Source organism: Vibrio sp. 10N.247.310.98, assembly GCF_041467395.1.
Lineage (GTDB): Bacteria > Pseudomonadota > Gammaproteobacteria > Enterobacterales > Vibrionaceae > Vibrio > Vibrio crassostreae_C.
Genome location: NZ_JBFSUL010000019.1, coordinates 33,314 through 58,041, shown reverse-complemented (window position 1 = coordinate 58,041; position 24,728 = coordinate 33,314). Strand labels below are relative to the sequence as shown.

At 45.7% G+C, this 24,728-nt stretch carries 18 protein-coding genes; 12 read left to right on the top strand and 6 right to left on the bottom strand.

Features of this window, described 5'->3' with window-relative positions; all coding sequences use genetic code 11:
* Positions 1 to 3 precede the first annotated feature (3 nt).
* The 7 genes from mreC to tldD all read left to right on the top strand — a co-directional run bounded on the left by mreC (position 4) and on the right by tldD (position 9,748).
* Positions 4 to 891, top strand: coding sequence for a rod shape-determining protein MreC (gene mreC / locus AB6E78_RS09980; RefSeq protein ID WP_004735927.1), 888 nt, complete (start codon positions 4 to 6; stop codon positions 889 to 891).
* Positions 881 to 1,369, top strand: coding sequence for a rod shape-determining protein MreD (gene mreD, locus AB6E78_RS09975; RefSeq protein WP_017061361.1), 489 nt, complete (start codon positions 881 to 883; stop codon positions 1,367 to 1,369). Before mreC ends, mreD begins: the two co-directional genes overlap by 11 nt.
* A 7-nt stretch (positions 1,370 to 1,376) precedes the next feature.
* Positions 1,377 to 2,000 carry a nucleoside triphosphate pyrophosphatase gene (locus tag AB6E78_RS09970; RefSeq protein WP_017066953.1) on the top strand — a complete coding sequence of 208 codons (624 nt, stop codon included), beginning with the start codon at positions 1,377 to 1,379 and terminating at the stop codon, positions 1,998 to 2,000.
* A gap of 20 nt (positions 2,001 to 2,020) precedes the next feature.
* On the top strand, positions 2,021 to 3,490 hold the full coding sequence (gene rng / locus AB6E78_RS09965; protein WP_372111100.1) for a ribonuclease G: 1,470 nt from the start codon (positions 2,021 to 2,023) through the stop codon (positions 3,488 to 3,490).
* 10 nt (positions 3,491 to 3,500) lie between these two features.
* Entirely contained in the window at positions 3,501 to 7,376 is a 3,876-nt protein-coding gene (locus tag AB6E78_RS09960) for a YhdP family protein (protein WP_372133356.1), read from the top strand.
* A gap of 94 nt (positions 7,377 to 7,470) precedes the next feature.
* Positions 7,471 to 8,283 carry a carbon-nitrogen hydrolase family protein gene (locus AB6E78_RS09955; protein WP_372111105.1) on the top strand — a complete coding sequence of 271 codons (813 nt, stop codon included), beginning with the start codon at positions 7,471 to 7,473 and terminating at the stop codon, positions 8,281 to 8,283.
* Between the two features lie 19 nt (positions 8,284 to 8,302).
* A complete protein-coding gene (gene tldD, locus AB6E78_RS09950; RefSeq protein ID WP_017061366.1) occupies positions 8,303 to 9,748 on the top strand; it encodes a metalloprotease TldD in 1,446 nt (481 codons plus the stop codon).
* 108 nt (positions 9,749 to 9,856) lie between these two features.
* Here tldD and AB6E78_RS09945 read toward each other — a convergent pair whose 3' ends face one another.
* The gene (locus AB6E78_RS09945) at positions 9,857 to 11,236 is read right to left on the bottom strand and encodes a PhoH family protein (protein ID WP_017062953.1); all 1,380 of its coding nucleotides are present in this window, start codon (positions 11,234 to 11,236) and stop codon (positions 9,857 to 9,859) included.
* A 466-nt stretch (positions 11,237 to 11,702) separates the two neighbouring features.
* Here AB6E78_RS09945 and rapA point away from each other — a divergent pair, with 466 nt between their 5' ends.
* Complete coding sequence (gene rapA, locus AB6E78_RS09940; protein ID WP_017062952.1) at positions 11,703 to 14,612, top strand: RNA polymerase-associated protein RapA; 2,910 nt, start codon at positions 11,703 to 11,705, stop codon at positions 14,610 to 14,612.
* Positions 14,613 to 14,704: 92 nt separating this feature from the next.
* On the opposite strand, the gene AB6E78_RS09935 is transcribed toward rapA, so the two are convergent.
* Complete coding sequence (locus tag AB6E78_RS09935; protein ID WP_372111108.1) at positions 14,705 to 15,982, bottom strand: NRAMP family divalent metal transporter; 1,278 nt, start codon at positions 15,980 to 15,982, stop codon at positions 14,705 to 14,707.
* Between the two features lie 158 nt (positions 15,983 to 16,140).
* Between AB6E78_RS09935 and AB6E78_RS09930 the strand changes: the two genes are divergently transcribed.
* Together AB6E78_RS09930 and AB6E78_RS09925 are read left to right on the top strand one after the other, a co-directional pair.
* Complete coding sequence (locus tag AB6E78_RS09930; protein ID WP_372111110.1) at positions 16,141 to 16,875, top strand: pseudouridine synthase; 735 nt, start codon at positions 16,141 to 16,143, stop codon at positions 16,873 to 16,875.
* A 36-nt stretch (positions 16,876 to 16,911) separates the two neighbouring features.
* Positions 16,912 to 17,874 carry a D-2-hydroxyacid dehydrogenase gene (locus AB6E78_RS09925; protein ID WP_372111113.1) on the top strand — a complete coding sequence of 321 codons (963 nt, stop codon included), beginning with the start codon at positions 16,912 to 16,914 and terminating at the stop codon, positions 17,872 to 17,874.
* An 85-nt stretch (positions 17,875 to 17,959) separates the two neighbouring features.
* Here the strand turns inward: AB6E78_RS09925 and AB6E78_RS09920 are convergent, their stop codons facing one another.
* The 4 genes from AB6E78_RS09920 to argR form a co-directional block, all read right to left on the bottom strand.
* Complete coding sequence (locus tag AB6E78_RS09920) at positions 17,960 to 18,397, bottom strand: universal stress protein (RefSeq protein WP_017061372.1); 438 nt, start codon at positions 18,395 to 18,397, stop codon at positions 17,960 to 17,962.
* Positions 18,398 to 18,501: 104 nt separating this feature from the next.
* Positions 18,502 to 21,081 (bottom strand): TRAP transporter permease, encoded by a 2,580-nt coding sequence (locus AB6E78_RS09915; protein WP_102428414.1) that lies wholly within the window; start codon positions 21,079 to 21,081, stop codon positions 18,502 to 18,504.
* Positions 21,082 to 21,336: 255 nt separating this feature from the next.
* A complete protein-coding gene (locus AB6E78_RS09910; protein WP_017061374.1) occupies positions 21,337 to 22,305 on the bottom strand; it encodes a TAXI family TRAP transporter solute-binding subunit in 969 nt (322 codons plus the stop codon).
* Between the two features lie 342 nt (positions 22,306 to 22,647).
* Entirely contained in the window at positions 22,648 to 23,118 is a 471-nt protein-coding gene (gene argR / locus AB6E78_RS09905) for a transcriptional regulator ArgR (RefSeq protein WP_004740827.1), read from the bottom strand.
* A 332-nt stretch (positions 23,119 to 23,450) separates the two neighbouring features.
* Between argR and mdh the strand changes: the two genes are divergently transcribed.
* Complete coding sequence (gene mdh / locus AB6E78_RS09900) at positions 23,451 to 24,386, top strand: malate dehydrogenase (protein WP_009847834.1); 936 nt, start codon at positions 23,451 to 23,453, stop codon at positions 24,384 to 24,386.
* Between the two features lie 124 nt (positions 24,387 to 24,510).
* Positions 24,511 to 24,702, top strand: a complete 192-nt coding sequence (locus AB6E78_RS09895; RefSeq protein ID WP_017061375.1) for a hypothetical protein — start codon at positions 24,511 to 24,513, stop codon at positions 24,700 to 24,702.
* Positions 24,703 to 24,728: the final 26 nt, after the last annotated feature.

Sequence of the window (24,728 nt, the reverse complement as noted above, 5' to 3'; positions counted from 1 at the left end):
AGAATGAAGCCAATTTTTGGTAGAGGTCCCTCTCTACAATTGCGCCTGTTTTTTGCTGTAATTTTATCAGCCAGCCTTATGCTGGCTGATAGTCGTTTAGATGCTTTCTCAAATGTTCGCTATCTATTAAACAGCATGGTTGCGCCTATTCAATATGCAGCCAACTTGCCTCGCACTATGTTCGATGGTGTTTACGACCGTTTTAGCACTCGCAAAGGGTTAATTGAATCTAACCATAATATTAAACGAGAAGTCTTGCGTCTGAAGAGCGAGCTGATTCTGCTTGAGCAATATCAAGAAGAAAACAAGCGCCTTCGTAAGCTGTTAGGCTCGCCGTTTATCCGTGATGAGAAGAAAGTCGTCACAGAAGTTATGGCGGTAGACACTTCACCATATCGCCATCAAGTCGTGATCGACAAAGGTCAGATTGATGGGGTGTATGAAGGTCAGCCGGTGATCAACGAAAAAGGCATTGTCGGCCAAGTCACTTTCGTTGCTGCTCATAATAGTCGTGTATTACTACTCACTGATGCAAACAATGCGATTCCTGTTCAGGTTATTCGTAATGACATCCGTGTGATTGCTTCGGGCAATGGCATGATTGATGAGATCCAGCTAGAGCACATTCCAACCAGTACCGATATACAAGAAGAAGATCTGTTGGTGACATCAGGTCTTGGTGGGGTATATCCAGAAGGTTATCCAGTCGCCTATGTTACGGCCGTTGATTACGACCCGAAACGTGAGTTCGCTGTGATTAAAGCAGAGCCTGTGGTTGAGTTCGATAAGCTCAGATACCTGCTGCTTGTATGGCCTGATGAAAACAAACAGATGCAAGCGGATCAATCGAGCATAGAACAAGCATTGTTAGAGGGCGAAGATGGCCAATAGCGTTTTGAGAAGCAAGGTAGTAATTTTCTGCTCATTTTTAATAGCACTGATTCTGCAGACGATCCCTTGGCCTGGTAGCTTAGATTTATTTAGACCATCTTGGTTACTGCTGGTTACGTGTTACTGGGTTTTGGCTCTACCGCATCGTGTTAACGTGGGTAGTGCTTTGATTTTAGGCTTATTGTGGGACCTTTTGATCGGCTCTACTCTGGGTATTCGAGGCATGATGATGGCAATAGTGATGTACATTATTGCGATGAACTTCCTCGTCATTCGTAACATGGCGTTATGGCAGCAAGCGATGATCATTGCCGCGTTAACGGTCTTGTTTGAGGTGTTGATCTTCTTTGGTGAATATTTGATCCAAGATGTTGTTTTCAATCCGTTATCGTTATGGAGCGCATTGATAAACTGTATACTTTGGCCTTGGATGTTTTTATTAATGAGACGCGTGCGTCGCCATTGGCATGTGAGGTAGCGTGACGATGGAAAAGAAACATTTAGTTTTGGCATCCGGCTCTCCACGCCGCAAAGAATTGCTATCTCAACTCGGTTATGAGTTTTCTGTCCTCGTAACCGATGTTGAAGAGTGTAAACACGCTCAAGAAACCGCCGAAGAATATGTTAAGCGACTATCTTTAGATAAAGCTTTAGCTGCGTTGTCTTTATTGAAAGATAACCCTTCTGAAAGGCAGCATGTCGTTCCTAGTTCTGATACTGTAGATCATGGCTCTGATATAGTCGTTCTTGGTTCTGACACAGTCGTCGTAAGCCAAGGGCAAGTGCTTGAGAAACCCACCGATTTTGCTGACTCTAAGCGCATGCTTACTCAGTTAGCGAATGAACGTCACCAAGTGATGACGGCGGTTTCTGTGGTTTCAGAAGAAAAACAAAGAACAGAAATCATTATTACCGACGTATGGTTTAAACCCCTCAGTGAAAAAGAAATAGAACAATACTGGCAAACAGGGGAGCCATGCGATAAAGCCGGTAGCTATGGGATCCAAGGTTTGGGCGGACGCTTTGTCACCCGAATCGAAGGTAGTTATTACGCCGTTGTCGGCTTACCTTTATTTGAAACGGACCAGCTACTGCAAGAATTCTTATAATTACTAACCTGAGGTGCACCATGAGTGCTGAATTGTTGCTGAACGTGACCCCGAGTGAAACTCGTGTGGCCATGATTGAAGGGGGGGCTCTTCAAGAGATCCATGTCGAACGAGATGCTCGACGCGGTATCGTAGGAAATATCTATAAAGGACGTGTAAGCCGTGTTCTTCCGGGAATGCAGGCGGCTTTTGTGGATATAGGCCTTGAGAAAGCAGCTTTTTTACACGCCTCTGATATTGTCCCACACACTGAATGTGTCGCTGAAAACGAAAAGAAACAATTTCAGGTTCGTGATATTTCAGAGCTTGTCCGTCAAGGGCAAGACATTGTGGTGCAAGTGGTCAAAGACCCTCTTGGTACTAAAGGTGCTCGCTTAACCACTGATATCACTCTACCGTCTCGTTATCTGGTATTTATGCCGGGCGCAAGTCATGTTGGTGTATCTCAACGTATCGACAGCGAGTCTGAACGTAACCGTCTTAAAAAAGTCGTGTCTCGTTACTGTGACGAACATGGTGGCTTCATCATCCGCACTGCCGCAGAAGGTGCAGATTCAAATGAGTTGGCACAAGATGCCGCATTCTTGAAGCGATTATGGCTAAAAGTATTAGAGCGTCGTGGTAAGCACAAGGCGCGTACTCGCTTGTACGGTGAGCTTTGCTTAAGCCAACGTATCTTACGTGACTTCGTCGGTACTGAGCTGAGCAAGATTCAGGTCGATTCTCGTCTAGAATATGAAAACCTAAAAGAGTTTACCTCTGAATACGTGCCTGAGCTGACAGACAAGCTTGAGCTGTATGAAGGTGATAAGCCTATCTTTGATATGTACGATACCGAGAACGAAATTCAGCGTTCATTGGAGCGTAAAGTCGAATTAAAGTCTGGTGGATATCTGATTATCGACCAAACTGAAGCGATGACCACGGTTGATATCAACACTGGCGCGTTTGTTGGTCGTCGTAATCTAGAAGAGACGATTTTCAACACCAATGTAGAAGCGACTCAAGCGATTGCTCGTCAGCTGCGTCTACGTAACTTAGGTGGCATCATCATTATCGACTTTATTGATATGTTGTCTGAGGAACATCGTAAGCGAGTACTAACTTCTTTAGAGGCTGCGCTCGACAAAGACCGTGTGAAAACCAATATTAATGGCTTCACGCAGCTTGGGTTGGTTGAGATGACTCGTAAACGTACTCGTGAAAGTATTGAGCATATCCTATGTTCGAGCTGTCCTGCTTGTGAAGGCCGCGGCAGTGTGAAGACAGTTGAAACCGTTTGTTATGAAATTCTTCGAGAGATCACGCGAGTGAATCGTGCGTACGACGCCGATAAATTTGTGGTCTATGCGGCAGCTGCCGTAGCTGAGGCGTTAGAGGGCGATGAATCTCATGCGCTTGCGGAGCTTGAAGTCTTTATTGGTAAGCAAGTTAAAATCCAGGCTGAGCCTCTGTACATACAAGAGCAGTTTGATGTTGTTATGATGTAATGGAAATTTTGTGAGCTCAAGCGTTACTCTGATTCTACGTGCATGTTTATGGTTAGTGGTTACTCTCTTAGTAACGCTAGCCATTGCCGTTACTACACTGCGTGTAGCCTTGCCCAATTTAAACAAGTATCAATCTGAAATTGAGCTTTGGGTAAACCAACACTCCGGTTTTGATTTTTCGATTCAAGATGTGGGCGGTTTTTGGCGTAACACTCACCCCTCTATTGCTCTGCAAGGCGTTAAAGCTAGCCTCCCCAATGCAGAAGATGTGACCTTCTCTGTTGAGCGTGTTGAAGTCGAGTTTGACTTGATTCAATCGCTCGTGCAGATGCGCCCGGTTGTGGCCGATCTAGTCATGAATCAAATGTATCTTGATATCCGCTCAATTGATCTGTTTGCCGGACAAAATGGCAAAGACGAACCTACAGATCCCGAGTCTTCCAAGCGAGTGATACAAGAGCTCGATAATTTACTGCTAAAAACACTCGTCGATGTAACTGCAAAAGATTCTTCTATTCTTTATCACTCTGTTTCGGGTGAAGAACGTCAGCTCGATATAGAAACCTTAAAATGGCAAAATTCAGACAAACATCACCTTGCTGAAGGTGTGGTGAGTATCAAAGATGCCAATCTAAACTCTCTGTCAGTGAGTGCTAACTTTATTGATGGTGGGTCACTGACTGATGTGACTGGTGAGTTTTATGTCAGTGCCGACAGCATTTCTGTTAAGCCATGGCTTACGCATTATATGCAGGCGGAATCCGGCATTGAAACGGGTACTGTGAGCTTGAATAGCTGGCTTACGCTGCGAAATAGCAAGCCAGTGAGCGCTTATGTTGAGGTTTTACCCTCAGAACTGGCGTGGAACGAAGATGGCGAGCATGACCTCATGCTTGAGTCCGGTGTCTTTAAGTTGTCGCCGACTGATGATGGTTGGCAAGTAAATGGTCACTCACTAAACCTTAGAACGGATGACACACCTTGGCCGGAACTCGACGTAGCGTTCAAGTGGAATCAAGGTCCATGGCAACTCAACATTTCTGAGCTGGATATTGCGACTATTACTCCGTTGATTAAGCTGCTGCCTGACTCTGAACAATCAACCAAAATGATTAACGTATTGGCGCCGGGCGGCTCTGTTTCTGATATCCGTGTTTCCATGGGTTCGGGAATTGACAGTTTACGTTATTCAGCCAGTTTTTCTGATCTTGCTATCGAGCAGTGGGAACTAGTCCCAGGCTTTAGCCAAGTGTCTGGTAGTGTGTTTGGTTCGGCCTCGGAAGCGAAAGCTAGCCTGCATGTTATTGACGATGTGTTCCCTTATGGTGACGTATTCCAAGCGCCTTTGAATATCAAACAAGGTCAGGTTGATATTGTTTGGCAGCAAGATGAAAACGGCTGGAAGCTGTGGTCAGACAAAATCACAGCTGCCACCCCCGATTTACAAGTACTAGGCGCATTCCGCTTAGACTTCCCAAAAGATGCGAGCCCGTTTTTATCCTTCTACGGCGAAGCGGACGCTTACAATGTCGGTGAAACATGGCGCTACTTACCTACACTGGCTCTTGGGCAAGATCTAACAGACTACCTTTCAACTGCGATTCAAGCCGGTAAAGCGGATACCGTAAAACTGTTGTGGCATGGTGATTTGTCTCAATATCCATACACTAACCACGATGGTATTTTCCAGGTTTGGGTTGGCTTAGAAGATGCGAAATTCAGCTTTGATACCGCGTGGCCACTGATTACTGATCTTCAGCTTGATCTGTTGTTTGAAAATGATGCGATGCATCTGGATTCTCGCTCAGCTCAACTGATGGATGTGACGGCAGATCGAATCACAGGACGCATTCCTTATTTAGGGGAAGGCGGCCATATTGAAATTGAAGCTAAAGCGACGGCGTCTGGCAACGCAGTACGCGATTACATGACGTCTTCGCCACTGGTGGGCTCGGTAGGCGCAGCCTTAACCGCACTTCAAGTGAGTGGTGATGTCTCTTCTGAGTTCCAGCTGAATATTCCGTTTGATTCTGAAAAAGAAGCAAGAGCATGGGGTTACGCCGACTTAAGTGGCAACCATGTTGAGATTGAAGCGCCGCCAATGGTGCTCGAGAACACCACGGGTCGAATTGAATTTGATAATGACGTAGTGACGGCAAATGGCCTCGCTGCGGATCTGCTTAACCAAGGTATCTCGCTTGATTTTAAGGGCCTTAATGATGGTCCTGGCTATGCAGTTGATATTGATGTGTTAGGTGATTGGGACGTCAAGCCTCTAGAACCTTACATCGGTGAGCAATGGTTAAGCCGCTTATCAGGTCATGCGCAATGGCAAAGCCAGATTGATATCCAGCTGAATGATATCGGCTTTACCTACCAACTAGACTTACAGTCAGACCTAAAATACTTGGCGAGTGATTACCCATATCCATTGGCGAAAAAATCACTAGAAAGTGGCTCTGCAAGGCTACAGACATCGGGTAACCAAGAGACGATTACCGCGCGCCTGCAATTGCCAAACACCAAGTACCAAGCTGAGATTGATATCACAGGCGACGTGCCTGAGTTAACGGCGACCAACTTAGTGCTTGGTCGCGGTGGCTACAAAATTAGCCCGGTGGTGGGCCATCACGCACTGATTCGTACAGACAAATTCAATGCCGATGATTGGTTATCGGTTGTAATGGAACCGGTAAAGCCTTCAACGGCTGTACTTAGTCAAATGAACACGCCAACCATACCTGCGCCAAGCCGCATTACCTTTGAGAGTAAAGAGCTGATCTTGGGTAGTATCTCTTGGAATGACGTCGATTTTAGTGCTCGTAAGAACAAACAGGCGTGGCAAATGGAAGTGTCTAGCCAAGAGCTAGAAGGGGATATTAACTACCTGCCTCCTTATGATTTGACAGTTTCACTGGATCGTCTGCATCTGTTTGTTCCTGAGTGGAGTGATAAGAACAACCAAGATCAGCAACTGCTGCAACGTAAAGAACAAGCTGCGCCATTGATATCCAAATTGGATAGAGAGATCCACGATGCGATGCCAAACCTGACCCTGACGCTGAACGACTTTTGGCTGCAAGGCTATAAGGTCGGTAAAGTCGATGTTGAGATGGCCAGACAAGATAATCGCATTGATTGGAAGAAGATTCAGGTTCGAAGCGGCGGCAATAAAGCGGATGTCAGCGGTTGGTGGGAACTGGACGGTGACAAGAGTCATTCCGCGCTAACGGTTGATGTTGAAGGCGAAAACAACAGTGAGCTCATGGGGCGCTTTGGTATTACTTCCGGGATTCAAAAAGCGCCATTCGCGTTGGAAGGTCAACTAAATTGGGATGGTTCGCCTTGGGGAATCAAAATGGATACCCTTGATGGCAACGTTAAAACCAAGTTTGGTAAAGGCATTATCTCGGATGTGAGCGGCGCAGCTCGATTACTTGGCCTGTTTAGCCTAGATTCGATCATCCGCAAGATGCAGCTCGATTTCTCAGATGTGTTTGATAAAGGTATGGCCTTCAACAGCATCACCGGAACGGGCGAGATTCAAAATGGTATCTTCCTGACCAATGATCTGAACATGGATGCGGTCGCAGGTGAGATGAAAATCAAAGGTATCGCTAACCTCAACACGCGTCAGGTTGATGCTGAGGTGAACTTTACCCCAGATATTACCTCGGGTATTCCCGTATTAACGGCCTTTGCGGTAACCCCTCAAACGGCGCTGTACGTATTGGCGGTGACCACGGTTATCTCGCCAGTTGTGGAAGTCTTTACCCAAGTAAATTATTCGGTGAAAGGACCATTGGATTCACCAACGGTGAGCGAACTTTCTCGTAGCTCTGGCGAGTTTCAGCTGCCAGAGAAGCTGAGAAAATTAGCCGAATAGGCCTTAAATTAGCCGAAAAGACCTTATGCCCGAGTCAGCGAATATACGGTGAAATGCTGATTTCTGAATCATAATGAATGGAGGAGCGATACACATGGATTGTGTTGGGTTGATTCAAATGACATCTGGCCCTAGCCCTGAGTTGAACTTTGAGTACCTTGCTCAAGAAGTTGCAAAGTGCAAAGGGTTGGGGGCTAAGTGGGTTGTGTGCCCTGAAAACGCGTTAGTCTTTGGCAGTAAAGCCGACTATCACCAGTATGCTGAGCCTTTAAATGATGGTCCACTGCAAAAGAAAATCTCTGAGCTAGCAAAGCTTCACAGAATTTGGATCGTCATTGGCAGTATGCCGATAAGCACAACTAACGGAGTGACGACCACCACCTTGGTGATTGATGATTTTGGTTGCCTCGTTGCTCATTACGACAAGCTACACATGTTTGATGTGGATGTCGCTGACGCCCATAAGTGCTATCGAGAGTCGGATATTTTCACTCCGGGCAACCAAGTTGTGACAGCGGAAACGCCTTTTGGTCGCTTAGGTTTGAGTATTTGTTATGATGTGCGCTTTCCACACTTGTATTCAGAGTTACGTAAGCAAGGGGCACAAATCATTGTGGTGCCTGCGGCTTTTACAGCGGTAACGGGTCAAGCGCACTGGGAAGTACTATTAAGATGCCGCGCGGTTGAAACACAGTCGTGGATTGTCGCGGTAGGTCAAGGCGGAAAACACCCTTGCCAAAGAGAAACATGGGGACACTCAATGGTGGTTGATCCATGGGGACGAGTGGTCGCACAGTTAGACCAAGATCCTAAAAGTATGGTGGTTGAGATAGACACATCCAGTTGCGAGTCCATTAGGCAAAATATGCCCATCGCGCAACACTCTCGATTTACCAATCAATTTTAATTACAAACAAGAGCCATCTATGAGCATTAATCAAATTGAAGAAGCGCTACTGAACCCGACAGGGCTTACGGAGCAAAATATCGCAGATACATTGGCGAGTATTGCTACCCGCCAAATTGATTATGCTGATATCTACTTTCAGTCAAGCTGGCACGAATCTTTAGTGCTAGAAGACAGCATTATTAAAGACGGCTCTTTCAATATCGATTGCGGTGTTGGCGTTCGTGCAGTATCTGGTGAAAAGACTGGTTTTGCTTACTCTGACCAAATCCAATTGGATGGTCTTAAGCAGAGCGCAATTGCGGCTCGTGGTATTGCTAAACAAGGTCAAAACGGCAAGGTTCAAGCGTTCAAACGCAACTCTAATCAAGCTTACTATGATGCAGTTAACCCGCTTGCGAGTTGGGAAAAACAGCAGAAAACAGAATTACTAAAATCATTAGATGCTTACATTCGCACTAAAGAGCCGATGGTGACTGAAGTATCGGTGAGTTTAAGTGGTGTGCATGAGCAGATGCTGGTTGCTGCGACTGATGGCACTTACGCTGGTGATATTCGTCCGCTGGTTCGCTTGTCTATTAGCGTACTTGCACAGAAGGGTGATCGTCGTGAGCGTGGTAGCGCTGGTGGTGGTGGCCGTTTTGGTTACGACTTCTTCTTAAGTGATGACAAAGGCACTCAAGTTGCTTACCAATTTGCGGATGAAGCGATTCGCCAAGCATTAGTTAACCTTGAAGCGGTTGCAGCGCCTGCTGGTGCCATGCCTGTGGTTCTTGGTTCTGGTTGGCCGGGCGTTCTGCTGCATGAAGCGGTAGGCCACGGTTTAGAAGGCGACTTCAACCGTAAAGAGTCGTCAGTATTCTCCGGCAAAGTTGGTGAGCAAGTAACTTCAAGCCTATGTACGATTGTCGATGACGGTACATTAACGGATCTACGCGGTTCATTGAACGTCGATGATGAAGGTGTTAACGGTCAGTACAATACGTTAATCGAAAACGGCATCCTAAAAGGTTACATGCAAGATAAGCTGAACGCTCGTCTAATGGGTGTAGCACCGACAGGTAATGGTCGTCGTGAGTCATACGCGCATCTTCCAATGCCACGTATGACGAATACATACATGCTACCGGGCGAACACACACCGGAAGAGATCATCGCGACGGTTGAGAAAGGTATCTACGCACCGAACTTCGGTGGCGGTCAGGTCGATATCACATCAGGTAAGTTCGTATTCTCAGCGTCTGAAGCGTACATGATTGAAAACGGTAAGATCACTCACCCAGTGAAAGGCGCGACGCTAATCGGTTCTGGTATCGAAGCGATGCAGCAGGTGTCTATGGTGGGTAACGACCTAAGCATCGACCGTGGTGTGGGTGTGTGTGGTAAGGCTGGTCAAAGTGTGCCAGTGGGTGTTGGTCAACCAACATTGAAACTAGACTCGCTAACCGTTGGTGGTACTGAGTAATTCAGACTAACCTCTGCCGACTTACTTCAAAATATTAAATTGAAAAGCGCCTCCAATGTGAGGCGCTTTTTGTTTTTAGATTACTGATTCAGTGAGCGTATAGAGTCACTACATGTTCTCTTCCGCAAACTCAGCTAGTCGGCTACGCACCACACCATTGAGGTGGATGTTGGCACTGCCTTCGAAGTTTTTAAAACGCTCAACCATGTAGGTTAAGCCTGAAGTCACAGGGGTTAGGTAAGAAGAATCTATCTGCGCTAAGTTACCTGAGCAGACGATCTTAGTACCTTCACCACAACGGGTGATGATGGTTTTTATCTGTGAAGCGGTGAGGTTCTGACACTCATCCAAAAGCACAAAGGCATTTTGAATCGAGCGGCCACGCATGAAGTTGATTGATTTGAACTGGATATTGGCTTTGTCACAGATGTACTTCATCGAGCCTTCTGTGCAGTGGTCGTTCTTGTGCAGCGCTTCCAGTGTATCGGTCACTGCGGCTAACCAAGGCAACATTTTCTCTTCCTCTGTACCCGGAAGGAAACCTATCGATTCACCAATATCAGGGGTGTTGCGGGTTACGATGATCTTATCGAATTGCTTACGTTCAATGGTTTGTTCAAGTGCAGCAGCCATAGCAAGCAGTGTCTTACCACTACCTGCGGCGCCAGTGAGAATCACAAGATCAATATCAGGGTCGAGCAGCGCATCAATCGCCATGCCTTGATAGACGTTCTTTGGTGTGATGTCCCATGCTCTGCGATTCATCAATCTTTCGCGGCTGAGGTCTCTCAGGGTAATGCTTTCCGGCTCAATCTCCTCGACTCGAGCGGCAAAGTCACTTTCTTCGTCAATCACATATTGGTTGAGGAAGGTTGGCTCGAACGGCGCTCTTGCTAAGGTGTGCAGCGTCTTGCCGCCTAAACTTCTGCTCTCGACATTATCGATACCATCCCAAAATGAGCCTTCCAGTTGTTGGAAGCCTTTGGTGAGGTATTGGATATCATCAATCAGTTGGTCAGTTTGATAGTCTTCAACAAAACGTACACCGGCGCCTTTTGCTCGTAAACGCATATTGATGTCTTTGGTGATGAGAACCACTTCGCGTGGTGCGCGTTTATTTTGAAGATAGAGGACAGCGTTGAGGATTCGGTTATCGCCCGCCTTGTCATCGGCAAAGGCTTTGATGCTTTCTTGAAGTTCGTAGTCAGCGAGTATTGAAATACTGCCAGATGCATTTATGTCTTTAGAAAAAGGGATGCCTTCCGATATTTGGTCTGGTGTGGCTTCCCTGAACAGGTCTTCGAGCGTTCGAATCGCAATTCTCGCATCTCGAGCAACGTCTCTTTTACTGTCTTTGATTCTGTCGAGTTCTTCTAGCACTGTCATGGGGATAACGACATCGTGCTCTTGGAAAGAAAATATAGCGAAGGGTTCGTGAAGTAGGATATTGGTGTCTAAAACAAATAGCTTCCGGTTGGTCTCGCCCATAGCATCTCCTTGCCGACGTGCGGCTTGCCTTGCATTCATTGAACGTAGATAAAGCTCATATAAAGATTAGTATCTGATTCTGGTGATAGTCAACTACTCACCTAAACTTCATCTAGAGGAACAGCACCATATCGTTACGAGTGAATATGGTGTATTCGTTTGAGAGCAGCAATCTGCTACCTATAGATTAACCATGAATTTTTGACAGTTTGATTGCACTGGCGAAAACAGAAAAAAAGCATGAAATCATCTCCTTTAGGCGTGACCTAAATCACAGCATCGAGTAAGATTAGCGACCTTTTTCTGCACCATTTTCTCGAGATATTTATTATTGAGAGCGCACTTAAAAAGTGGCTGCAAACTAGACATTTTTGGCTATATTTTTAGTTCAGGAGCGATAACGTTCTTGTTTGAAACTGCAGTTAAGAAGACCAAATTCCAACTATAAGATTGAGGTAGTCGATTCATGACATTTGCTTTGGGGCAACGCTGGATAAGCGATACGGAGAGCGATTTAGGTTTAGGTACCGTTGTAGCAATGGATGCTCGCACAGTGACACTAATGTTTGCAGCGTCAGAAGAAAACCGTGTTTATGCACGTACTGATGCTCCCGTAACCCGAGTAACGTTTAATGTAGGCGATGTCATCGAATGCCAAGAAGGTTGGTCTCTGTCTGTCGAAGAAGTTATCGAAGACAAAGGGCTGCTAACCTACTTAGGTACTCGCGAAGATACCCAAGAAACAGAAGTCACTCTGCGTGAAATCTTCTTAAGCAACCAGATCCGCTTTAACAAGCCACAAGATAAGCTATACGCAGGTCAAATCGACCGTATGGATAACTTTGTGTTGCGTTACCGTGCGCTAAGCAACCAGTACCAACAACACAAGAGCCCGATGCGTGGCTTGTGTGGTATGCGTGCTGGCTTGATCCCTCATCAGCTATACATCGCTCATGAAGTGGGTCGTCGTCACGCTCCGCGCGTTTTACTGGCTGATGAAGTGGGCCTAGGTAAAACCATCGAAGCGGGCATGATCATCCACCAACAGGTGCTGTCTGGCCGTGCTGAACGCATTCTGATTGTGGTTCCTGAAACTCTACAACACCAATGGTTAGTAGAGATGATGCGCCGTTTCAACCTGCATTTTTCTATCTTCGATGAAGAGCGTTGTATTGAAGCGTTTGCTGAATCAGACAACCCGTTTGATACCCAGCAGTACGTTCTGTGTTCTTTGGACTTCCTACGTAAGAGCCGTAAGCGCTACGAGCAAGCACTTGAAGGCGAGTGGGACTTGTTGGTTGTCGATGAAGCGCACCACCTTGAGTGGAGCCAAGACAAACCAAGCCGTGAATACCAAGTGGTTGAAGGCTTAGCGGAAAATACGTCTGGTGTGCTACTACTAACAGCAACGCCTGAACAGCTTGGTCGTGAGAGCCACTTTGCACGTCTGCGTCTGCTTGATCCTGATCGCTTCTACGATTACGAAGCATTCGTTGAAGAAGAAGACCAATACGCACCGGTTGCTGATGCAGTAACGGCTCTGTTCTCTGGAGTGAAGCTTGAAAACAGCGCGAAGAACCAGATTACGGAACTGCTTTCTGAGCAAGATGTTGAGCCTCTATTCCGCGTTATCGAAGGTGATAGCAGCGAAGAAGAGCAAGCGTTAGCTCGCCAAGAATTGATTGATAACCTTATGGATCGCCATGGTACTGGCCGTGTTCTTTTCAGAAACACACGTGCTGCAATCAAAGGCTTCCCTAAGCGTAATGTAAACCTACTGCCGATGGAGATTCCAACGCAGTACACAACCTCAATGCGTGTATCTGGCATGATCGGTGGCAAAATGGCTCCCGAAGCTCGTGCAATGAAGATGCTGTATCCAGAAGAGATCTTCCAAGAGTTTGAAGGTGAAGATTCAAGCTGGTGGCAGTTCGACTCACGTGTTAACTGGTTGATTGAAAAGATCCAAGACAAGCGCAGCGAGAAAATCCTAGTGATCGCCTCTCGTGCAAGTACGGCTCTTCAATTAGAGCAAGCACTGCGTGAGCGTGAAGGTGTACGTGCAACTGTATTCCACGAAGGCATGTCGATTCTAGAGCGTGATAAAGCTGCGGCTTACTTTGCTCAAGAAGAGGGCGGCGCTCAGGTTCTTATCTGTAGTGAAATCGGCTCTGAAGGTCGTAACTTCCAGTTCGCTAACCAACTTGTGATGTTCGATCTTCCATTCAACCCAGACTTGCTTGAGCAACGTATTGGTCGTTTGGACCGTATTGGTCAGCTGCGTGATATCGACATTCATGTTCCTTACCTAAAAGGCACATCACAGGCGATTCTTGCGCGTTGGTTCGATGAAGGTCTGAACGCATTTGCAGAGACGTGCCCAACGGGTCGCACGGTTTACGATAAGTACTCAGATGTTCTTATTGAGATGCTGGCTTCTGGTAACACTGAGCAACTTGATGAAGTGATTGAAGAGTCTGCCAAGCTAAATCAAAGCCTGAAATCAGATCTAGAAAAAGGCCGTGATCGCCTATTAGAAATGCACTCAAACGGCGGCGACAAAGCGCATGAAATTGCAGAGAAGATTGCCTCGACTGACGGCGACACTAACCTAGTAACGTTTGCACTAAGCCTGTTCGATACGATTGGCTTGAACCAAGACGACAAGGGTGAGAATGCTCTGGTTGTAACGCCGTCTGAGCACATGATGGTGCCAAGCTACCCAGGCTTACCATACGAAGGCGCAACCATCACGTTTGATCGTGATACTGCGCTTTCTCGTGAAGACATGAACTTCATTAGCTGGGAACACCCAATGATTCAGGGCGGTATCGATCTGCTACTGAGTGAAGGTGTTGGTGCATCAGCGGTATCACTACTGAAAAACAAAGCGCTGCCAGTGGGTACTATCCTGCTTGAGCTGGTTTACCTTGTGGATGCGCAAGCGCCGAAACGCAGCGGTATCAGCCAGTTCTTGCCTAAGACGCCAATTCGTTTGATGATGGATGGCCGTGGTAATGACTTATCAGCTCAGGTTGAGTTCGACAGCTTTAACCGTCAATTAAGCCCTGTAAACCGTCACCTAGCGAGCAAGCTAGTTAACTCGGTACAAGGTGAAATTCACAAGCTAATCGAAGCGGGTGAGACGCACGTACTTCCTAAAGTGGAAGAAGTGCGTGAACAAGCTCAACGAGATATGCAGACTAACCTGAACGGTGAATTAGAGCGTCTACAAGCGCTTAAAGCCGTGAATCCTAATATTCGTGATGAAGAGCTAGAGGTAATCGAAGCTCAAATCAATGAACTGACCGGTTACATCAGCAAAGCTCAGGTTCAGCTAGATTCATTACGCTTGATTGTGGTTTCTCACAACTAGTTTTGAATTAGCGAAATGCTTCAACGAAATAAGGCCTTCATTATGAAGGCCTTATTTGTATCTGTAGCTTAATTAACAATTCAAGTAGCTGGTTACATTAACCACTTCCACCAAACAAATACCGCTAGGAAACCAAATAGGTAAACAAGACCTGCTACAGACAACCATTTTAGTTTGCTGCCAATGGCTAGTGCTTCTGGAAGCTTAGCCTTATTCACTAGGATGAAGTTAAGCAGCGCGAAGAATGGCGTTGTTGCAAACGCGAGTACCATTGCGAAATCGAGCATAGGCATCAGTGCTGCGCTAAAGAACATCACAATCGCGAGTGCCGCGATAGAGACAATGATTATCCAGCCTTGCAGCATTCTTGGGCTTGAATCTTTTTTGAATAATAGACGTTGTGATTCAGCAAGCACGCGTGAGTAGCCATCGATAACGGTAATGGTGCTACCAAAGATACAGAAGAAAGCGATAAGAGCGATTAACGGGCGAGACCATTCACCAATTGTCGAAGCGTAGATGCCGACCAATTGATGAGTAAAGCCAACACCGGAGCGAGACAGTTCAACTCCCGAACCGTGAAGTACTAGCGCGCCTAACGCAACGAATACTAAAGCAAGCAGCGCCGTACCAATGTAGCCAACGTTAAAGTCGAACAGCGCTGATTGTGCGGTCACTTCCTGCTTCTCTTTTTGGCTTTTTAGCCACATAGAGGTGATGCTTGATATTTCGATAGGCGCAGGCATCCAACCCATGGTCACCACGATAAAACCAATAGCAGCCAATGACCAAGGCGACGGTGGAACAAAAGCAGCATCAGGTTCGACTGGAGAGCCGATAGCAATGGCGACTGCAGCTAAGGTTGTGATGGTTAAGATCGCCATGATCGCTTTAGATAGTGTATCTAGAGCACGATAATGGCCAGCAAACAGAATGATCAAACAGGTCGCTAAAACGATCATGCACAAGGTGCTAGTGGCTAAATCGAAAGGAACAAAGTAACTGAGTAGGCTTGCACTGAATAATAGCAGGGCAGCGGTATTCACGACCGCAGATATGGCACTCAAGATCGAAAAGATCACAAGGTATGGGCGGCCTAGGTTAGAGTAACCTTCCACCAAGCTTTGACCCGTTCCTAGCGTGTATTGGATGCCGGCTCTGAAGAATGGATATTTAAATACGTTAACGAGGATAATGAGAGCGGCAAGCTGCCAACCATAAATCGCACCCGCCTTGGTTGAGGCGACTAAGTGAGAACCACCTACAGCCGCTGCGGCCATCATAACGCCTGGGCCAAGAGACTTAATTAAACTTGATAGGGGAGCTGAGGTTGGTGTTTTTGTGTTGGTGGTTTTAACCGTACTTTCCATCATTTTTCCTTTGATGCTGACTTCTTATTATCTGTTACCCTATCAATACCATGTTTTGTAAAGCCGTCAACTTTTATGTACGAAAATATTGAAAATTGTATTTATTTATAAACGAATCAACCGTGAATTATTTGTTCACTAGCAATTAAGAGGCTTCAATGGCGTTAGAACAGTACACACCACCACGTGAACCGTGGATTGATATTGTTTATCAAGATGACGATATTCTTGTGGTGAACAAGCCTGCAGACCTGCTTTCTGTTCCGGGTAGGTTACCTGAGCATTACGACAGCATGTGGAGTCGGTTAGTTGTCGAATTTCCAGAGATTCAAGTCGTTCATCGATTGGACATGTCGACCTCAGGCTTGATGCTGCTCGCTAAACACAAACAAGCTGAGCGTCATTTGAAGAAGCAATTTCAATATCGACTGACACACAAACTCTATTACGCCCGAGTATGGGGTTCAGTAGAAGAAGCTGAAGGTTTGATTGACCTCCCTCTTATTTGCGATTGGCCAAACCGGCCGAAGCAGAAAGTGTGTTTCGAGGATGGTAAATCATCTCAGACTCGTTATGTGGTAGAACAGCAAGAACTCCAAACGACTTTACTTAAGTTACTGCCAATTACCGGGCGTTCTCACCAATTGAGAGTGCATTGCATGGAAATAGGCGCACCGATTGTGGGTGATGAGTTTTATGCAACGCCAGATGCATTTATCTATAGCGAGAGGTTAGCTCTGCACGCGTGTGAACTCAGTTTTTATCACCCGGCCAATGATCAGTTATTCAAAGCCTTTGTTCCGTGTGAGTTTTATCCTCAAGCATCGCCACAAATCGAACAGCACTTTGAAATTGCGCCTGAGCTTCCAGACTACAGTAAGCTAAAAGCTTAGAATGGACTGATTCATAGATCTAACCAAGGAAGAAGAATGCCAACGCTGAAAGTTGTGTTTCTCGATAGAGCGACTATCCCATCTCAAATTCATTTAAAGCCTCTGAGCTTTGAGCATGAATGGGTAGAGTATGATTTCACAGCTCCTGAGCAAGTATCAGAGCGAGTTGAAGAAGCTGATGTGGTGATCACTAACAAGGTAGTGCTCAATGAGTCGAATCTCGCTGGTGCGAAAAAACTCAAGTTGATCGCGGTTTCAGCGACCGGTGTCAATAATGTCGATGTGGAATACTGCAAATCTAAAAACATTGCAGTGACAAACGTGCAAGGCTATGCGATTCAATCGGTTCCTGAACATGTCATCGCAATGCTGTTTGCACTTAAACGAAACCTTGTTGGTTATCATAAAGACATTGAGGCGGGCGAGTGGCAAAAGGACAAGCAGTTCTGCTTCTTTACTCATCCGATTCAAGATGTGGCTGGCAGCACACTGGGGTTGATGGGGAGTGGCAGCTTAGGTCAAGCCACCGCAATGTTAGCCAAAGCGATTGGTATGAAGGTGATGTTTGCCGAGCGAAAAGGAGCAGAGTCTTGTCGAGAAGGGTATCTACCTTTTGATACGGTATTGAAGCAAGCGGATGCGATCAGTCTACATTGCCCATTGACTGATGCGACCCAAAATCTGATTTCAGAGCGAGAGCTCACAATGATGAAATCGAGCGCGGTATTAATTAATGCCGGGCGCGGAGGTCTAGTAGATGAACAAGCCCTAGTTGAGGCTTTGAAAAAACATGAGATTGCAGGCGCAGGTATGGATGTGTTTACACAAGAGCCAGCCGACAACTCAAATCCACTATTGGCTAATAGCCACTTACCGAACTTATTACTCACTCCACATGTGGCGTGGGGCAGTGACAGTTCAATTCAAAAGCTGTCTGATATCTTAATCGACAATATTGATGGGTTTGTTGCGGGTAATCCGCAGAACTTAGTGAGTTGATTGAAGAATTAAATTGCGTGAACGAAAAACAAAAAAGGTTGGCTTTTAGGCCAACCTTTTTAGATCGTTGTGTCGATTAAGTGATTTAGCCTTGCGGCTTAACTACCAATACATTGATTGGTGAGTTCTGTACCACTTTGCTTGCAACAGAACCAAGCACAACTTTGTCGATTTTCGAACGCTTATGGCTAGGCATCACGATAAGGTCAGCGCCCAGTTTTTCTGCGTAATCTAGAATCGTTGTGTAAGTCTTGCCTTCGGCAACGTGAACTTTATACACCACTTCATCGTCAATGTGCTTGTCAGCAAACTCTTTCAGCTGATTTTTAACATCAAGCTTCATTTGGTTCGCTGCATCTTTCGGGAAGTAAGACGCCACCATCGACATGTGAATGCCTGGTAGTACGTTCAGAATGTGGATTTCAGCATTGCTGTGTTTTGCGTGCCATACCGCCAGTTCGACTGCCTTATCAGAAAAGCCTTTGTCATTAAGATCAACAGGAACAAGGATTTGTTTATACATGTATTCGTCTCTTTTTAATCAGCGCTAAGCTTTCACTTAGCACTGTAATTATCCTTTCCATGTAATAAAGCCAAATAGCGCTAAGCACTACTCAGCCTTATCCATTACGCGCTAATCTCATCCTTACGAGCACGTCTTCTTTGGTTCATCGCTAAACCAATCAAAATGATCAGAGCTGGTAAGAATACCCACTCTTTCATTGGTCGATCTGCATCTTGGATAACGGATTTGATTTCCCAATCGAAATCAATACCAGCCGCTTCTGCTGGGCTACCGAACTCAACCATATCAACAATCATCTTGCCTTCTGATTCAGTCAGCATTAGACCCATAGAGGCAATACGATCTTCACTTGAGGTCGCAGAATCTTCAAACGGCAGGCGAACTGTCTTTTCAGAATAGTCACCTTCTAAGTTTTCGCCACCCACTCTAAGTTCAAGTGATTGTCCCACATCCAGCTTTTCCGTGATTTGAGCAATCTCAACTCCAGGTGAAAGAACTTTCTCTGGGTAAATCATGTCCCACCAGAAGCCAGGGCGGAAGAAAGTGAAGGTTAATGCAATAAGCAGCACCGTTTCCCACCACTTGTTCTTGGTGAACCACCAACCTTGTGTTGCAGCTGCGAAGATAAGTACCGCAGTCACAGATGAGAAAATCGTTAGTGCTAAGTGCCACCAAGAATCAATGCCCATCAGTAGTAGTTGAGTATTGAAGATGAACATGAAAGGTAGAATTGCGGTACGGATATCATAGGTGAAGCCTTGGATACCAGTACGAATCGGATCTGATTTCGCAATTGCCGCTGCTGCAAACGCCGCGAGACCTACCGGAGGTGTATCATCCGCAAGAATACCGAAGTAGAACACGAATAAGTGAACCGCAATCAATGGAATGATCAAGCCGTGCGCAGCGCCTAGGGTCACGATTACCGGAGCCATCAGCGTTGATACAACGATGTAGTTCGCCGTTGTTGGCAAGCCCATACCTAAGATCAAGCTGATTACTGCAGTGAATAGCAACATAAGAATGATGCTACCGCCTGAGATAAACTCAACGAAGTCCGTCATTACTAGACCGATACCCGTTAGAGTCACCACGCCTACAACCGTACCTGCAGCCGCTGTCGCGACACCGATACCAATCATGTTACGTGCGCCTGAAACCAAGCTCTCTGCGAGATCAACGAAGCCAGCTTTAGTTTGCTCTGCAAGATCGTCTGATTTGTTCATCAGAGTCATTAACGGACGCTGAGTGATCAGAATGAAGATCATGAACACGGTCGCCCAGAATGCCGACAGACCTGGAGAGAAACGTTCAACTGTTAAACACCAAACAAGCACCACGATAGGCAATAGGAAGTGCAGGCCAGACTTAATTGTTGGACCTGGATCCGGAACTTCTTTGAGATCCGCATCGATTTCCATGCCGCCTTCAGCTGCGTATTTTGCTGATACACGAACCAGAGCGACATAAGCGACTAATAGAGCCACCGTTACGATTGGTGTTGCAGCATCGCCAAAGACATCTTTCGTCCAACCGACACCGTAGTAAACTGCGGCACTGATAACACACAGACCTAAAATGGTACCCGTGAAAGACAGTAAGCTTTGTACGATAGTTGGTGTGTGGCGACGAGGTAGGCCAGTCATACCTGCTTTACATGCTTCTAGATGAACAATGTAAATCAGAGCGATGTAAGAGATCAGAGCGGGCAGTAGCGCGGCTTTGATTACTTCTACATACGAAATGCCCACATACTCAACCATCAAGAAGGCTGCTGCACCCATGATAGGTGGTGTTAATTGACCATTGGTTGAAGCCGCGACTTCTACCGCACCGGCTTTTGTGCCCGGGAAACCAACACGCTTCATTAGCGGGATAGTAAAGGTACCCGTGGTTACCACGTTCGCGATAGATGAACCTGATACCAAACCAGACAGACCTGATGCGACAACGGCTGCTTTCGCTGGGCCGCCTTTCATGTGACCAAGCAGTGAGAATGCAACTTTAATAAAGTAAGCACCGGCGCCAGCACGTTCTAGCATTGCACCAAACAGTACAAACAAGAATACGAATGACGTTGATACGCCAAGTGCCACACCGAATACACCTTCAGTTGTTAGCCACAGATGCGACATTGCCTTGTTCAGGCTCGCACCTTTGTGGGCAATAACGTCCGGCATGTGAGGGCCGCCAAAGGTATAAAGTAGGAATACTGCTGCCACAACCATAAGAGGTGGACCCAAAGCGCGTCGTGTTGCTTCAAGCAGTAAAACCATACCGAATACAGCCGCAACAATATCGAATGTTGTTGGTGCGCCCGATCGCTCAGCGAGTTCAGTATAGAAAATATAGATATAAGAAGCTGAAAAGCTACCTACAAGCGCTAATATCCAATCGACTGCGGGGATGCGATCCCTAGGCGAATTCTTCATAGCTGGATAAGCGGTAAAGGCTAGGAAAATAGCAAACGTAAGGTGAATTGCTCGAGCTTCAGTGTCGTTTAAAATTGCGAAGTTAAAAATGAACGGCAGCGGAGATGCATACCAAAGTTGGAACAGTGACCAACATAGAGGCACAAACCATAAAATACGGCCTTGGATACCACGAGGGCTACGCGCACCAGTATCTGATTGTGCCACCATTTCTTGCACATCTGGAGACGGTGATGTTGTCTGCGTCATGTACTTTATCCTTATTATTGATGGTCTGCCTTTTCTTACGAACAACCAAACGTTATTTATTTCCTATCTAGTGTAGTGAATGGATAGGGAAATGCGTTTTTTGTTCGTCTTTGTCTTAGGCTTGATACGAAGGTAAGTCCTCCAAATTGGAGAAACTTAAAGGGCTGTTCTTTTCACTTAAATTATTTTTATAAAACGTGAAAAGCCAATAAGGAGGGCTAGCCTCCTTATTGGTGTAGTAGGCTTAAAGTAGAGTTACTTTAGAAGGCCCACTTCTTTGTAGTATTTTGCTGCGCCTGGGTGAAGCGGGATAGAGATACCCGCTTTAACCATGTCTTCTTTTTTCAGGTTAGCAAATGCTGGGTGTAGGCGTTTGAAAGTGTCAAAGTTTTCAAATACTGCCTTAGCAACGTTGTATGCAACTTCTTCAGAAACGTCTGAAGTTGTTACCATAGTAGCTGCAACACCGAAGCTGTTTACGTCAGCGTCAGTACCACGGTACATACCAGCAGGAACTGTGCTGTAAGCGTAGTATGGGTTTTCAGCTACGATCTTGTCGATCTGTGGACCTGTTGCTGAAACCAGTTTTGCATCACAAGACGTTGTTGCTTCTTTGATTGATCCGTTCGGGTGACCAACCATGTAGATGAATGCATCAATCTTGTTATCACAAAGTGCTTGTGAACGCTCAGAACCTTTAAGTTCAGAAGCAAGCTTGAAGCTGTCGTTAGTCCAGCCCATAGCGTCCATTACAACACCCATCGTTGCACGGTCACCAGAACCTGGGTTACCAATGTTTACACGCTTACCTGCTAGGTCAGACACATTGTTGATGCCAGCATCAGTACGAGCGATGATGTTGAACGGTTCTGTATGTAGAGAGAACATCGCGCGAAGTTTCTTGTATTCGCCCTGATCTTTGAACTTACTTGTACCGTTGTAGCCGTGGTATTGCCAGTCCGATTGAACAACACCGAAATCTAGTTCACCAGCACGGATGGTGTTAACGTTGTAGATTGAACCACCAGTAGACTCTACAGAACAACGAATGTTGTGGTCTTTGCGGCCCTTGTTCACTAGCTTACAAATCGCACCACCAGTTGGGTAGTAAACACCCGTAACTGAACCAGTACCAATCGTGATGAACTCTTGAGCGTTAACAGCGCCAGCGCCCATTACAGCAGCTGCAATAGCACCAACTTTAATAAGTTTGGTAAATGCCATGAATTTCCCTTCCTTTATTCATTATTAACCCTGAAACAAGTGTAGTTGCTTCAGGAGTTTCCTATTTGGAAACGGCACCTTTTTCAATCCATGTGATGAAAAAGTGGCTGAATAATATCAAAAATTGGCAGAAAATTACTCGAATGTTAAAAGATATAGCTAAAAAATCTAACAAATGATGTCTTGATCTCGTGTTTGATTTGCTACTGAGTTTTTTAAAATCAATGGTTTAGTGTGATTTTGGAAGGGAGGTATGGATATTCTAGGATGTGATTTGGATCACGAAGCAAATAGATACTCGTGATCCATTAATAAGGCTGATAGTTATGAAACAGCGATCAATTATCCTGCGTATTCAAACAGTTCACACACTGAATCAAACAGTTGCTTAGTGGTAACCGATAACGTTGGGGTAATGAAGATAGTATCATCACCTGCGACTACGCCCAGTATACCTTCCGACTTACCTAGTGAGTCTAATAAACGAGCAATCAGCTGCGCCGCACCAGGACCTGTGTGTATCACCACCAATGCATTGTTGTGGTCAATATCTAGTACTAATTCTCTTAGAGAGCTAGAAACGGTCGGAACACCTAGCTCAGCAGGAAGACAGTAAACCATCTCCATTTTTGCGTTACGAGTTCGAACGGCACCAAACTTGGTTAACATACGCGAGACTTTAGACTGGTTGATGCTTTCAAAACCTTCGTGTTTTAGGGCATCCACAATTTCGCCTTGTGAGCCAAAACGTTCTTCTTTTAGTAAGGCTTTAAATGCACGAACTAAGTTGTCTTGCTTTTCTGTATTGCGCATATGTCATTCTTATTCATTAACAAAGATGTTTGCATATTTTCGCATACATATTCAATTTTAGCCAAAACATCCCTGTAATTTGTTAGTCATATCACTGTAAATATTTAATAGAATAATGTGTTATTTGCGACGACTTATTTTGTTATTTCAGTCGATTATCGCCATAATGCGAACTTGCTGTGTAGCACGGTTTTATTGACTTGCGCGAAGTCGCAAAGCTAGCGTTAATTGATTGTAATCACTTTGTGATTAATATAGTTTTTTAACTTAGATTTAGCTCAAGAATTACCCTACAAAGAATCTATAAGAGAAAGCTCTCAAGGAGAATAACAATGAAAGTAGCTGTTATTGGTGCCGCTGGTGGCATCGGTCAAGCCCTAGCCCTACTACTTAAGAACCGCCTACCTGCTGGTTCAGATCTTGCACTTTACGACATCGCTCCGGTAACACCGGGTGTTGCTGCCGATCTTAGCCATATCCCAACGCCTGTTTCGATCAAAGGTTACGCGGGTGAAGATCCAACACCAGCACTAGAAGGTGCGGATGTTGTACTTATTTCAGCGGGTGTTGCTCGTAAGCCTGGTATGGATCGTGCGGATCTTTTCAATGTGAACGCTGGCATTGTTAAGTCTCTTGCAGAGAAAATCGCAGTTACTTGTCCGACTGCTTGTGTTGGTATCATTACTAACCCAGTAAACACAACAGTGCCAATCGCGGCTGAAGTACTGAAGAAAGCGGGCGTTTACGACAAGCGTCGTCTATTCGGTATTACGACTCTTGATGTGATTCGTTCTGAAACGTTCGTTGCTGAACTAAAAGACAAAGATCCAGGCGACATCCGTGTTCCTGTTATCGGTGGTCACTCAGGCGTAACGATTCTTCCTCTACTTTCTCAAGTTGAAGGCGTAGAGTTCACTGATGAAGAAATTGCAGCGCTAACGACTCGCATCCAAAATGCAGGTACTGAAGTAGTAGAAGCTAAAGCTGGCGGCGGCAGTGCGACACTGTCTATGGGTCAAGCGGCTTGTCGTTTCGGTCTTGCACTAGTTAAAGCACTTCAAGGTGAAGAAAACGTGATTGAATGTGCATACGTTGAAGGTGAAGGCGAGCACGCTCCATTCTTCGCACAGCCAGTTAAACTAGGCAAAGAGGGCGCTGAAGCGATCCTTAGCTACGGTGAGCTAAGTGACTTCGAACGTAACGCTTTAGATAGCATGCTTGAAACGCTAAATGGTGACATCGAGATTGGTGTTGAATTCGCTAAATAAGCGAAACGCTATTTAACTCAGACTTAAGCTAATTAATAAGGGCCGGTCATTATGATCGGCTTTTTTGATCCTGAAGTTCAAGCTACTCGTATTTAGCTTTACAATTAATGTGAAGGTAAATGTTATGGCTACTGTTCAGAAGGGTATGAATGTCGAATATTTGGGGCACTTAGGAAAAGTATTGGTAATTGATGAGCAAGAGCAGTACGCGCTAGTAGAGACTTACAACGGGCATGAGCAGTACGCGGTGCCAATGGAAGAGCTTGAAGAGATTGAAGCACAACTGCCGTTATCATTAGAAGCCAGTCGATATTGAATTTGGCTCACCTACAAATATTTGTT